This is a genomic window from Massilia cavernae, assembly GCF_003590855.1.
In the GTDB taxonomy this organism is placed as follows: Bacteria; Pseudomonadota; Gammaproteobacteria; order Burkholderiales; family Burkholderiaceae_D; genus Telluria_A; species Telluria_A cavernae.
Map to the genome: position 1 here is coordinate 1 of NZ_QYUP01000125.1, position 12,800 is coordinate 12,800.

The window sequence follows — 12,800 nt, forward strand, 5'->3', positions numbered from 1 at the left end:
GGCGGTGGTCAACATCCTGACCACCAAGGCGCTGCGACAGAACCACCCGCTGCTGCGCGACCCCTTCTTCCGGCGCTTCTTCGGTGACCGCCTGCCCGACGACGAGCCGCAGAACAGCCTGGGCTCGGGCGTCATCGTCAGCCCGGACGGCTACATCCTGACCAACAACCACGTGATCGAGGCCGCCGAGGAAATCCAGGTGGTGCTGGCCGACGGCCGCAAGGCCGCCGCCAGCGTGATCGGCACCGATCCCGAGACCGACCTGGCCGTGATCCGCATCGACATCCGCGACCTGCCGGTGATGGTGCTCGGCCACGCCGAGGAAGCCCGCGTGGGCGATGTGGTGCTGGCGATCGGCAATCCCTTCGGCGTCGGCCAGACCGTGACGATGGGCATCGTATCGGCGGTGGGCCGCAACAACCTGAACATCAACCAGTTCGAAAACTTCATCCAGACCGACGCCGCCATCAACTTCGGCAACTCGGGCGGGGCGCTGGTCGACACCAATGGCAACCTGCTGGGCATTAACACCGCCATCTATTCGCAAACCGGCGGCTCGGTCGGCATCGGTTTCGCGATTCCCGTCACCACCGCCAAGGCCGTGATGGAGGCGATCATCAAGACCGGGCAGGTCACGCGCGGCTGGGTCGGCATCGAATCGCAGGACATCACGCCCGAACTGGCCGCAAGCTTCGGCCTCGCGCGCGACAGCGGCGCCATCATCGCCGGCGTGGTGCGCGGCGGCCCGGCCGACAAGGCCGGCATCAGGCCGGGCGACATCCTGCTCGACGTCGAAGGCAACAAGGTCGCCACCACCGCCGACATGCTGAACCTCATTGCCCAGCTAGTTCCCGGCCAGAAAGCTAAAATGACGGTAATGCGCCGCGACAGCGAAACAACGGTCAACGTCACCGTCGGCAAGCGTCCGCGCGCGCAATAACCTTACTTTCCACGGACCTTATGCACCTGCGCGACCTGACGCAATTCCTTACCGAACTCAGCCAGAACAACACCCGTCCCTGGTTCATCATGAACAAGCCGCGCTACGATATCCTGCGCGCGGAGTTCCTCGATGTGGTCACACAGCTGATCCGCGAACTGGGCAAGTTCGATCCGCTGGTGGCCGCCTGCGACCCGAAAAAGGCGATGTTCCGCATCAACCGCGATATCCGTTTTTCCAACGACAAGAGCCCCTACAAGACGCGCTTCTCGGCCGGCATCACGCCCAAGGACAAGCGCCGCCCGAGCGCGGCCGGCGGCCCCACCTATTACTTCCACATCGAAGGCGACGGCACCTTGCTGATCGGCGCCGGCGAATACCTGCCGCCGCCGCCGCGGCTGCGTGCGATCCGCGAGCAGGTGGTCAACGATGCGACAGGTTTTGCGAAAGTACTGAAGAATAAACAACTGCGCGCGGCCTACGGCGACATCAAGGAAGAAGACAAGCTGCAACGCCCGCCCAAGGGTTTCGACCCCGGGCACCAGCACGTCGAATACCTGAAGCTGAAGAGCTTCTTTGTCTGGACCGAAGTCAAGCTCGAGCTGAACGCACCGGACAAACTGGTGCCGCAGCTGGCGCGCACATTCAAGGATGCGTCCGCACTGGTCAACTGGCTGCGTGGCGTGGAAGTGGTTCAGGAAACCGACTGACAGGAGCGAACATGGCCTTGCAACATGCCGCCTCGGGCGAGCGCATCCCGCTGCAACGGGGCGATAACGACATCGCCCATTTCACCTCGGTGGCGCTGGCCAAGACCGACAACATGGAGCTGATCCGGCTGGTATTGCCGCAGGAACGGGCCATGCCGCAGCACATGGTCGACGGCGAAATCACGCTGTTGTGCCTGGAAGGCGAGATCAGCTGCAAGGCGCACGGCGGCGAAACGGTGCTCAAGCCGGGCGAGATGCTGTACCTGCTGGGCGGGGTGCCGCACTCGGTGCATGCGAATGTCGATTCGGTGGCCTTGCTGACCATCCTGCTGAAGAACGGTTCGGCCGAATCGAAGGTGTTCAATACGGAAAAATAAGCGGGCAGCCGCCTACCGGCATCGGCCCCGGCACGCTCAGCAGTATTCGCCGCGAGGATCGCGCGCGAGCAGCGCGGCCAGGGTCTGCAGCGGCGTATCGCCATCGAACAGCACTCCGGCCACCGCATTCGTGATCGGCATGTCCACGCCCAGCTTGCCGGCAAGCTCGCGTACCGCGCGCGCGCACGGCACGCCTTCGGCCACATGGCCCAGTTCCGACACAATGGTTTCCAGCGGCTTGCCCTGCGCCAGCCCGAGGCCGACGCGCCTGTTGCGCGACAGGTCGCCGGTGCAGGTCAGGATCAGGTCGCCCATCCCCGTCAGTCCCATGAAGGTGGCGGCGCTGGCGCCCAGTGCAACACCGAGCCGGGTAATCTCGGCCAGGCCGCGCGTGATCAGCGCTGCCCGCGCGTTCAGGCCCAGGCCGAGCCCGTCCGCCACGCCGGTCGCGATCGCCAGCACGTTCTTGACCGCGCCGCCGACTTCCACGCCGACCATGTCGTCGCAGGAGTACACCCGGATATTGCCGCCGTGGACAACCGATACCACGCGCTCGCGCAGCTCGGCCGATTCGGAAGCGACCGTCAGCGCGCACGGCAGGCCGCGCGCCACTTCCTGCGCGAACGACGGTCCCGACAGCGCCGCGCCGGCGACGGCGTCGCCCAGCACTTCGCGTTTCACCTCGTGCGGCAGCAGGCCGGTGCCGCCTTCGAAGCCCTTGCACAGCCACACCACGTTCGGGATGGCCCGCCCCTTGAGTTGTTGCAGCAACGGGCGCAGGCCGGCCACCGGGCAGGCCGCGATCAGCAGCGGCGCGTCGCCGGCGCCGGGGCCGGACACGTGCGCGATCGCCGCATCGAGGTCGGCGCTGACCTGCATGCCCTCGGGCAGCGGAAAGCCGGGCAGGTATTCGGTATTTTCGCGCGCCGCGGCGGTGGCCTCGGCCATGGCGGGATTGCGCGCCCACAGCAGCACTTCGTGGCGGGCGGCGAGGGCGATGGCGACTGCCGTGCCCCAGGCGCCGGCGCCCAGGATGGTGACTCTGCGGGCGGGAGAATTGTTTGAGTTGTGCATTGAAGCTGGGGGCCTAGACGCCCCAGATGTCGGCTGGCCTGACGTAGCCGATGATGCCGTCGCGGTGGCGCACGCGAATCCATGGACCGGGTTGCGGGTCGACCAGTTCGAACAGGACGCCCTTGTCGGCCGTCATCACGACCGGCGCATGCTCGTCGGCGGTGGCGCGCACCCTGGCGCTGGCGCTGCGTACCACGACATTGCGCTTGGCCGACAGCGAACGCGCCTCGGTCCAGGCCATGTCGCCGCTGGCGTCGCGCACCTTGACCCACTCGCCGTAGCTTAGCACCACCTGCACCGGCATGCCGCGCGGTGCGACGAACAGCCGGCCGCCCTTGGTGGACGGCGCGTCGTACAGGATGACCGCGTTGGCGCCTACCGTCTTGAACTCGAACGCGTGCAGGCTTGCTGAAGCCAGCAGCAGCACTGCGCTTGCGATGAAACGGGAGATCGTCATGGGTGGCCTTCGCCGGGGTTGGGATAGGGTGGGGGCCGCGCCTTGCCGCGCGTTCGCGCGGGCGGCGGCCACCCACCCCGGAGCTTGCTGTTTAATGCTTAGTTGGTCGCATTGGCCGCCGGTGCGGCTGCTGCTGCGTCAGCCAGTGCCTGGCGGCGCTGCTGGTAGAACACTTCGAAGTTGATTTCCGCGAGGTGTACTGGCGGGAAACCGGCGCGGGTGATGATGTCGGCGATGTTGCCGCGCAGGTAAGGGTAGACGATGTTCGGGCAGCCGATTCCCAGCAGTGGATCCATCTGGTCCGCAGGAATGTTGCGTGCTTCGAAGATACCGGCTTGCTTGCCTTCAACCAGGAAAGCGACCTTGTCCTTGACCTTGGCGGTCACGGTGATGGTCACGGTCGATTCGTAGATGCCGTCGGCGATGGCTTCTGCGCCAACGTCCAGCGACACTTCGATCGATGGCGCTTCCTGCTCGAGGAAGATGGCTGGGGAGTTCGGCTGTTCCAGCGACATGTCTTTCAGGTAGACGCGTTGGATTTGGAATACAGGTTGCAGATTTTCGTCAGACATGGAACGCTTTCGTGAAATGAAAAAAGAACGGCATGCGCCGTTCCGGTGTGTGCTGAAAGTAAACGCGACGGCAATTGTATCAAAACGGATTAACTAGCAATAGTTTTACCGCCGCGCTTCTGGAGCTGTTGTCAGGCCGCCCTGTCAGCCGCCATTCAACAGCGGATCGAGGCGTCCAGCCTGGTCGAGCGCATACAGGTCGTCGAAACCGCCGACGTGGGTGTCGCCCACATAGATTTGCGGCACGGTGCGGCGGCCGGTCTTCTGCATCATCAGGGCGCGCTGGTCCGGATCGAGGTCGACGCGGATCTTCTCGATCCTGGTGATGCCCTTGCTTTCCAGCAGGCGTTCGGCGCGGATGCAGTACGGGCATACTGCGGTGGTGTACATCAGCACTGGTGCTGTCATGGTAACTCTCCTGTTCGTCGTGGCGTTATTTGGTGATCGGCATACCTGCCGCCACCCATGCCGCCTGGCCGCCGTCGAGACTGACCACGTCTTCGAAGCCGGCTTTCCGCAGCAGGCGAACCGCTTTGTCGGCACGGGCGCCCTTCTGGCACACGACCACGACCGGCTTGTTCTTCTGCGCACCCAGTTCGCCGATACGGGAAGCCAGGTCTGCCAGTGGAATGTTCTTCGCGTCGCGCAGATGCCCGGCAGCAAATTCATCGGCGGTGCGCACGTCCAGGACGGTGGTCTTGGCGCGGTTCATCAACTGGGTCGCTTCGAGGATGGAAGCGCGCTTGCCGCGTGGCTGGAAGGCCGGCAACAGCAGGGCCAGGCCCGATACAGTGGCCAGTCCAACGAGAAATATATTGTCGAGAATGAATTTCACAAACGTTCCAATGGTTTAAGTCAATCCCGGCATTATAAAATAGAAGCTGGATTTGCTTTAACATCGCCCCGATTCCCTCACTTTAAAGAAGATTATGTACAAAATCGTATTCATGCGCCATGGCGAGTCGACCTGGAACCTCGATAACCGTTTCACCGGCTGGACCGATGTCGACCTGACCGAAAAAGGCGCGCGCGAGGCGCGCACCGCCGGCATGGTCCTGAAGGAAGCGGGATTCACCTTCGACCTGGCCTACACTTCGGTGCTCAAGCGCGCCATCCGCACCCTGTGGCTGACCCTGGATGAGATGGACATGATGTGGCTGCCGGTCAAGAACGACTGGCGCCTGAACGAGCGCCACTACGGCGCCCTGCAAGGCCTGGACAAGGCCGAAACCGCGGCCAAGTTCGGCGACGAGCAAGTGCTGGTATGGCGCCGCAGCTACGACATCCCGCCGCCGCCGCTGGAACAGGACGATGAGCGTACCTCCTTCGACGACCCGCGTTATGCCGGCGTGCCGAAGGCCCAGGTCCCGCTGACCGAATGCCTGAAGGATACCGTGGCGCGCGTGATGCCTGTATGGGACGAGGACATCGCACCGGCCATCCGTGCCGGCAAGAAGATCCTCATCTCGGCCCACGGCAACAGCCTGCGCGCCCTGATCAAGATGCTCGACGGCATCAGCGATGCCGACATCGTCGGCCTGAACATCCCCAACGGCCAGCCGCTGGTGTACGAACTGGACGAGAACCTGAAGCCGATCCGCCACTACTACCTGGGCGACCAGGAAGCGATCGCCGCCGCCGTGGCCGCCGTGGCCAACCAAGGGAAGGCAAAGTAAGTCTTGTTCCCAGATGTGATGAAGATCGTTCGGCCGGCGCTCCGGGGCAGGATGGCCCTCGCGGCCATCCTGTTCGCGCTCGCCGCCGGCGTGTCCGCCGCGCCCGCCAAGCAAACCAACCGCAGCAAGCAAAAGGCCGCGGCCGAAGCCACGCGCGCCGGCATCCAAAAGAAGCTGGCGAACCTGAAGAAGGATGTGGTGCGCACCGAAAGCGAGCGCGAGGAGGCGGCCGACGAGCTGGCCGAATCGGAAGAAGCCATTTCCGACGCCAACCGCTCGCTGCGCGAACTGGCCGAGGAACAAGGCCAGACCAACCGCAAGCTGCAGGAGCTCGACGGCGCGCAGGAGCGGCTGGCCGCGACCATCGACAAGCAAAAGAAGCAGTTGTCGCAGCTGCTGCGCGAACAATACGTGGCCGGCAACGAAGACCGCATCAAGCTGCTGCTGTCCGGCGACAATCCCAACCGCATCAGCCGCGACCTGCAGATGATGGCCTATGTGTCCAAGTCGCAGGCGCGCATGCTCGAATCGCTGCGCAGCAATCTTGCCACGGTCGAAGCCAACCAGCAGGAAGTGCAGAACGCCAAGGACGAGCTGGAAGAAATCGCAGCGGAAGAAACCGAACAGAAAGCCCGGCTGGAAAAGCAGAAGGCGCACCGCAAGGCGCTGCTGGGCAGCCTGTCGAGCCGGCTGGCCGACCAGCGCAAGCAGATCGGCAACCTCGAGCGCGACGAACAGCGCATGAGCGGGCTGGTCGACCGCCTGTCGAAACTGATCGAAGAGCAGGCGCTTGCCGCCGCCGCCGAGCAGCGCCGCCGCGAAGCGGTGGCTGCCGCGAAGGCGAAGGCCGCTGCCGAAGCGAAAGCGCTGGCGGCGGCGCGCAAGGCCGAACGCGAGCGCCTGGCGCGCGAAGCCGCCAAATCCGGCGCCAAACCGGTACCGGTCCAGCCAGAACCCGTGGTGGAGCCGGAGCCGGAGGAACCGAAGGTGGCGCAACAGCCGCCCGAGGAAAAGCCGGAAAACATCGCGCTGGCCCCGGCCGCGCCGGAAGGCGCCTTCGCCGCCCTCAAGGGCCGCCTGCGCGCGCCGGTCAGCGGCGCACTGACGGCCAGTTTCGGCGCCAAGCGCGGCAGCGGCCCGAGCTGGAAGGGCGTGTTCATCAAGGCCGACGAAGGCAGCGACGTGCGCGCGGTGGCGGCGGGGCGGGTGGTGTTCGCCAGCTGGCTGCGCGGCTTCGGCAACCTGATCATCGTCGACCACGGCAGCCAGTACCTGTCGATCTACGGCAACAACCAGTCGCTGCTCAAGCGGGTCGGCGACGCCGTCAGGGGCGGCGACCAGATCGCCAGCGCGGGCAACACCGGTGGCATTGAGGAATCGGGGCTATACTTTGAACTCAGGCACCGCGGCAAGGCATTCAACCCTGCCGGCTGGGTCAACTTCTAGCGGCGCGTGCGCCGCGCAGGGGAAAGCATCATGAAAGCAAAGAGCATCGGTCTGATCGGTTTCGGCATGGCGGCCGGTTTTGCCGCCTCGCTGCAGGTGACCGCGCTGGCGCAGCGCGGCGCCGACACCCAGCCGCTGCCGCTGGACGAACTGCGCCAGCTGGCCGACGTGTACGGGCTGATCAAGACCGACTACGTCGAGCCGGTGGAAGACAAGAAACTGCTGTCGCAAGCCATCTCCGGCATGGTCGCCTCGCTTGACCCGCACTCCGCCTACCTCGACCAGAAAGCCTACCGCGAAATGCAGGAAAGCATGCAGGGCCGCTTTGTCGGACTCGGCGTCGAGGTGGCGATGGAAGACGGCTACGTCAAGATCATCACGCCGATGGAAGACTCGCCGGCGTTCCGCGCCGGCATCAAGGCGGGCGACCTGATCACCCGCATCGACAATGCCCCGGTCAAGGGCATGACCCTGGACGAAGCGATCAAGCGCATGCGCGGCGAGCCGAAAAGCAAGGTCACGCTGACGATCGCGCGCAAGGGCGACGACCAGCCGTGGGTGCTGCCGCTGGCGCGCGAGGAAATCCGCGTGCACAGCGTCAAGGCGAAGGTGATCGAGCCCGGCTATGCCTGGATCCGCATCACCCAGTTCCAGGAAAACACCCTGCCGGACATGGCGAAACAGGTCAACGCGCTGTACGCCGCGGAACCGAACCTGAAAGGGCTGGTGCTCGACCTGCGCAACGACCCGGGCGGGCTGCTGCCGGGCGCGATCGGCGTCTCCGCCGCCTTCCTGCCGGGCGAGCAAAAGATTGTCTCGACCGCGGGCCAGATCGACGACGCGAACCAGGTATTCTACGGACGGCGCGAATTCTATGCCGGCCGTAACGGCGGCGACCCGCTGGCAAAGCTGCCGGCTGCGCTGAAGACGGTGCCGCTGGTGGTGCTGGTCAACGGCGGCTCGGCTTCGGCCTCGGAAATCGTGGCCGGCGCGCTGCAGGACTACAAGCGCGCCACCATCCTCGGCACCCAGACCTTCGGCAAGGGCTCGGTACAGACGCTGCGCCACTTGACCAGCGACACGGCGGTCAAGCTGACCACGGCGCGCTACTACACTCCGAGCGGACGCGAGATCCAGGCCAGGGGCATCGTGCCTGACGTCATGGTCGACGAAACCGCCGAAGGCGACGGCCTCAACAGCCTGCGCGTGCGCGAATCCGACCTCGTCAAGCACCTGTCGAACGGCAAGGAAAGGGGCGCGGCACCGGCCACGGCCGCCGCCATCCGCGACGAGCTGGAAGAGGCCCAGTTCGCGCGTGCCGCCGCGCGCAAGCGCACCCCGCTCGAATTTGGCGGCAAGGACGACTTCCAGCTGGCGCAGGCGCTGAACCACTTCAAGGGCCTGCCGGTCAAGCTGTCCAACGTCGAAGCGCGCGCCGAGAGGCCGGCCGCGATCGACAAGCGCAAATGACCGACGACCAGCTGCTGCGCTACTCGCGCCACATCCTGCTTGACGAGATCGGCATCGAGGGACAGGAAAGGCTGCTCGCCGCCAGCGTGCTGGTGATCGGCGCCGGAGGGCTCGGCTCGCCTGCCGCGCTGTACCTCGCCTCGGCCGGCGTCGGCCGCATCGTGCTGGTCGACGACGACGAGGTCGACCTCACCAACCTCCAGCGGCAAGTGATGCACACCACCGCCCGGGTAGGGCGGCCCAAGGCCGAGTCCGGCCGCGACGCGCTACTGCAAATCAACCCCGGCATCGAAGTCACCGCCCTGAACGAGCGTGCCACTGGCGAGCGCCTCGAAGAGCTCGTGCGCGCCGCAACCGTGGTGCTCGACTGCAGCGATAACTTCAAGACCCGCCACGCCGTCAACCGCGCCTGCTTCCGCAGCAAGGTGCCGCTGGTCTCCGGCGCGGTGATCCGCTTCGACGGCCAGATCAGTGTTTACGATCCACGCAGCGCCGTCTCGCCGTGCTACTCTTGCTTGTTTCCGGAAGACCAGAATTTCCAGGACGCGGCATGCAGTACGATGGGCGTCTTCGCCCCGCTGGTCGGCATCGTTGGAGCGATGCAAGCCGCGGAAGCGCTGAAGCTGGTGATAGGCATCGGCAATTCGCTGGCCGGGCGCCTGCTGCTGCTGGACGGCCGTTCGATGGAATGGACCAGCATCGCGCTGTCCCGCAACCCGGACTGCCCCGTTTGCCGTTAATGAAAAATTGCTTAAATCGGGGTCAGACCACCATTTTCGGAGCATTTCGCAATTCGGGGTCAGACCACCATTTCCGAAACATTTCGGAAATGGTGGTCTGACCCCGATTTAAGAAAGATTTGAGACCAACAATAAAACTGAAGGAGACTTGCTGAATGAACCGCATCCTTGCCCTCGCGATCGCCGCCGCTTTCGGCGTTTCGGCCCACGCGGCTACCACCACCACGCGCTATGACATCCACGTCGAGAACGGCAAGCGCGCCGGCGAGCAGGTCGTCGAACGCGATGACGACGGCACCACCCGCGTACGCTACATCTTCAAGGACAACGGCCGCGGCCCCGAACTGACCGAACAGTTCCGCGTCGGCGCGGATGGCACCATCTCGCAGTATTCCGTCAAAGGCAATTCGACCTACGGCGCCGTCGTCGACGAGCATTTCGAGCGCAGCGGCAACCAGGCGACGTGGCGCTCGACATCCGAAAAAGGCGGCAGGGCCGTCAATGGCGCGGCGATCTATGTTCCGCTGAACAGCTCGTTCGAGGTCGCCTCCGTCGCGATCACTGCCCTGGCCGCGCGCCCCGATGCGTCGATGCCGCTGCTGCCTTCCGGTACGCTGACCCAGCGCAAGCTCGATGAGGTCGAGGTGTCGGCCGGCGGCAAGACCCAGAAAGTCCAGCTGCTGGCGCAGACCGGCATCGGCATGTCGCCGCAGTTCTACTGGGCCACCACCGGCGACAAGCCGCGCCTGTTCGCGGTCGTCATCCCCGGCTACATGACCCTGGCCGAGCAGGGCTGGGCCGAAGTCGGCAAGACCCTGGCCGCGCGCCAGAAAGTGTCCGAGACCAGGATGCTGACCGACCTCGCGGCCCAGCTCCAGCACCCGTTGCAGGGCCTGACCGTGATCCGTAACGCGCGCGTGTTCGACAGCGAAAAAGCCACCGTCGGCAAGCCGTCCGATGTCTACGTGCTGCGCGGCCGCATCACCGCCATCCTGCCGGCCGGCTCGCCCGTGCGCGGCGCGGTCAACGACATCGACGCCGCCGGCCGCATCATGCTGCCTGGCCTGTTCGACATGCACGGCCACGTCGGCCGCTGGGAAGGCGGCCTGAACCTGGCCGCCGGCGTCACCACGGTGCGCGACATGGGCAACGACAATGCCCAGGTGCAGCAGATCATCGATGAAACCGCCGCCGGCAAGCTGCTCGGCCCGCAGGTCGTCCCGGCCGGCTTCCTCGAAGGCGAGAGCCCGTACTCGTCGAATGGCGGCTTCGTCATCAAGGACCTGCCGCAGGCCAAGAATGCGATCGACTGGTACGCCGAGCACGGCTATCCCCAGCTGAAGATCTACAACTCCTTCCCGAAGGCGATCCTGAAGGAGACCGTCGCCTACGCCCACAGCCGGGGCATGCGCGTGTCGGGCCACGTGCCGGCCGGCCTGCGCGCCCAGGATGCGCTGGACGCCGGCTACGATGAAATCCAGCACATCAACCAGGTGATGCTGAACTTCCTGGTCACGCCGACCACCGAAACCCGCACCCTCGAGCGCTTCGTGCTGCCGTCCGAAAAAGTCGGCAGCCTCGACTTCAATTCGCCGGCGATGAAGCAGTTCGTCGCCACCCTGAAGGCGAAGCAGACCGTGATCGACCCGACCCTGGCCACCTTCGCCTTCCTCAAGCAGCGCGACGGCGACCTGAACGAGCCTTTCGCGAACGTGGCCGATCACATGCCGCCCGACATCAAGCGAGGCTTCCACGTCGGCACCATGAAGATCGCCGACGACGCCACCCTGAAGCGCTACGAGAAGTCCTACGCCAAGATGGTCGAGTTCGTCGGCCGCCTGTACAAGGAGGGCGTGCCGATCGTGGCCGGTACCGACGAGATGGCCGGCTTCACCTTGCAAGCCGAGCTGGAACTGCTGGTCAAGGCCGGCCTGACGCCGGCCCAGGCGATCCAGGTGGCTACCCGCAACGGCGCGAAATACACCCGCACCAGCCACGAGCGCGGTTCGGTCACGCCGGGCAAGCTGGCCGACCTGGTGCTGGTCGACGGCGACCCGACCAAAAACATCGGCGACATCCGCAAGGTTGCCGCCGTGATCACGCGCGGCCATGTGATCTACCCGCAGGAGATCGACAAGGCGCTGGGCATCGCACCCTTCGTCAAGGATGCGCCTGTGGTGCGCGCGCTGCCTCCGGTGTCGTCCAACATTGTCCACGGCGGCAATGAAGGCGTGCTGCAGTCGATGACCGGCACCGCCCGCCACCGCCACTAGGCAAGCGTGTGGGCGCCGCGCGCCCATCGTGCTTACAATGAAGGCCCCGCCCTTGTCGCGGCGGGGCCAAAACACCTTATACTCTTCTTATATTGCCACCTCGCTGAGATATATACCAAATGCATAAAGCTCCAAACCGTCCGCGTTTCCGCGGCATCGCGCGCGGCTTCACCCTGGTCGAAATCATGGTGGTTGTCGTGATCATCGGCATCCTGGGCGCGCTGGTCGTGCCGAAGCTGATGGGCCGTACCGGCGAATCGCGCGTCACCGCGGCGAAAGTCGATATCGCGACCCTGATGCAGGCGCTCAAGCTGTACAAGCTCGACAACCAGCGCTACCCGACCACCGAGCAGGGCCTGAAGTCGCTGATCGAAAAACCGACCGCCGGCCCGGCCGCCAACGGCTGGAAGGCCGGCGGCTACGTCGAGAAGCTACCGAAAGATCCATGGGGTAACTCGTACCAATACCTGTCGCCAGGCGTGCGCGGCGAAGTCGACCTGTTCTCGCTTGGGGCCGACGGCCAGCCCGGCGGCGCCGGCGAAGACAGCGACGTCGGATCCTGGGAATAAAGAACGAGGTTGATCGCCATGCAGCGCGGCCGTAGCGCACGCGGGTTTACGCTGGTCGAGGTGATGGTCGTCATGGTCATCATCGGGATCACGCTCGGCATCGTATCGCTCAACGCCGTCCCCAGCACGCGCCAGAACCTCGAGAACGAGGCCCAGCGCATCGCGCTGCTGCTGCAGCTGGCGCGCGACGAGGCGATCGTGCGCAACCGCCTGATCGCCTTCGAAGCCAACAGCGAGCGCTACCGCTTCCTGGTGCGCAACGAAACCACTTGGGACCCGGTCACCAACGACGACCTGCTGCGCGAACGGCCATTCAAGAGCGCGCCGCTGGTGCTGCTGCTCGATCCGCCGCCCCAGGGCCCCGGCAACAGCAACGCGCTGCGCATCACCTTCGGCCGCGAGCCGGTCGACCGGCCCTTCGTGCTGACCCTCGGCAGCGGCGACGACCGTGTCGCCATCCGGGCCGACGGCGTCGGCCATTTCGTCGTCGAGTAAA

General features: G+C 65.2%; 15 protein-coding genes. 10 read left to right on the plus strand and 5 right to left on the minus strand.

Features of this window, described 5'->3' with window-relative positions; translation table 11 throughout:
* From D3872_RS16515 to D3872_RS16525, 3 genes are all read left to right on the plus strand, one after another.
* A partial coding sequence (locus D3872_RS16515) for a trypsin-like peptidase domain-containing protein (RefSeq protein WP_119811834.1) occupies positions 1-940 on the plus strand: 940 nt, incomplete at its 5' end.
* Between the two features lie 20 nt (positions 941-960).
* Positions 961-1,650 carry a DUF2461 domain-containing protein gene (locus D3872_RS16520; RefSeq protein ID WP_119811835.1) on the plus strand — a complete coding sequence of 230 codons (690 nt, stop codon included), beginning with the start codon at positions 961-963 and terminating at the stop codon, positions 1,648-1,650.
* An 11-nt stretch (positions 1,651-1,661) separates the two neighbouring features.
* Complete coding sequence (locus tag D3872_RS16525; protein ID WP_119811836.1) at positions 1,662-2,027, plus strand: cupin domain-containing protein; 366 nt, start codon at positions 1,662-1,664, stop codon at positions 2,025-2,027.
* A gap of 36 nt (positions 2,028-2,063) precedes the next feature.
* Here the strand turns inward: D3872_RS16525 and D3872_RS16530 are convergent, their stop codons facing one another.
* From D3872_RS16530 to D3872_RS16550, 5 genes are all read right to left on the minus strand, one after another.
* Positions 2,064-3,101: an NAD(P)H-dependent glycerol-3-phosphate dehydrogenase gene (locus D3872_RS16530; protein WP_119811837.1), complete on the minus strand. Its 1,038-nt coding sequence runs from the start codon at positions 3,099-3,101 to the stop codon at positions 2,064-2,066.
* Between the two features lie 13 nt (positions 3,102-3,114).
* Complete coding sequence (locus D3872_RS16535; RefSeq protein WP_119811838.1) at positions 3,115-3,558, minus strand: SH3 domain-containing protein; 444 nt, start codon at positions 3,556-3,558, stop codon at positions 3,115-3,117.
* Positions 3,559-3,656: 98 nt separating this feature from the next.
* On the minus strand, positions 3,657-4,130 hold the full coding sequence (secB, locus tag D3872_RS16540; RefSeq protein WP_119811839.1) for a protein-export chaperone SecB: 474 nt from the start codon (positions 4,128-4,130) through the stop codon (positions 3,657-3,659).
* Between the two features lie 144 nt (positions 4,131-4,274).
* Complete coding sequence (gene grxC, locus D3872_RS16545; protein WP_119811840.1) at positions 4,275-4,538, minus strand: glutaredoxin 3; 264 nt, start codon at positions 4,536-4,538, stop codon at positions 4,275-4,277.
* Between the two features lie 25 nt (positions 4,539-4,563).
* Complete coding sequence (locus D3872_RS16550) at positions 4,564-4,965, minus strand: rhodanese-like domain-containing protein (protein WP_119811841.1); 402 nt, start codon at positions 4,963-4,965, stop codon at positions 4,564-4,566.
* A 94-nt stretch (positions 4,966-5,059) separates the two neighbouring features.
* Between D3872_RS16550 and gpmA the strand changes: the two genes are divergently transcribed.
* From gpmA to D3872_RS16585, 7 genes are all read left to right on the plus strand, one after another.
* The gene (gene gpmA / locus D3872_RS16555) at positions 5,060-5,806 is read left to right on the plus strand and encodes a 2,3-diphosphoglycerate-dependent phosphoglycerate mutase (protein WP_119811842.1); all 747 of its coding nucleotides are present in this window, start codon (positions 5,060-5,062) and stop codon (positions 5,804-5,806) included.
* 18 nt (positions 5,807-5,824) lie between these two features.
* Positions 5,825-7,252 carry a murein hydrolase activator EnvC family protein gene (locus tag D3872_RS16560; protein WP_370660972.1) on the plus strand — a complete coding sequence of 476 codons (1,428 nt, stop codon included), beginning with the start codon at positions 5,825-5,827 and terminating at the stop codon, positions 7,250-7,252.
* A gap of 30 nt (positions 7,253-7,282) precedes the next feature.
* Positions 7,283-8,722, plus strand: a complete 1,440-nt coding sequence (locus D3872_RS16565; RefSeq protein ID WP_119811888.1) for a S41 family peptidase — start codon at positions 7,283-7,285, stop codon at positions 8,720-8,722.
* Positions 8,719-9,462, plus strand: a complete 744-nt coding sequence (locus D3872_RS16570) for a HesA/MoeB/ThiF family protein (protein ID WP_119811844.1) — start codon at positions 8,719-8,721, stop codon at positions 9,460-9,462. The genes D3872_RS16565 and D3872_RS16570 overlap by 4 nt, the downstream gene beginning before the upstream one ends.
* Positions 9,463-9,617: 155 nt before the next feature.
* On the plus strand, positions 9,618-11,735 hold the full coding sequence (locus D3872_RS16575) for an amidohydrolase family protein (RefSeq protein WP_119811845.1): 2,118 nt from the start codon (positions 9,618-9,620) through the stop codon (positions 11,733-11,735).
* Positions 11,736-11,854: 119 nt separating this feature from the next.
* Positions 11,855-12,304: a type II secretion system major pseudopilin GspG gene (gene gspG, locus D3872_RS16580; protein ID WP_119811846.1), complete on the plus strand. Its 450-nt coding sequence runs from the start codon at positions 11,855-11,857 to the stop codon at positions 12,302-12,304.
* 18 nt (positions 12,305-12,322) lie between these two features.
* Positions 12,323-12,799, plus strand: coding sequence for a GspH/FimT family pseudopilin (locus D3872_RS16585; RefSeq protein ID WP_119811847.1), 477 nt, complete (start codon positions 12,323-12,325; stop codon positions 12,797-12,799).
* Position 12,800: the final 1 nt, after the last annotated feature.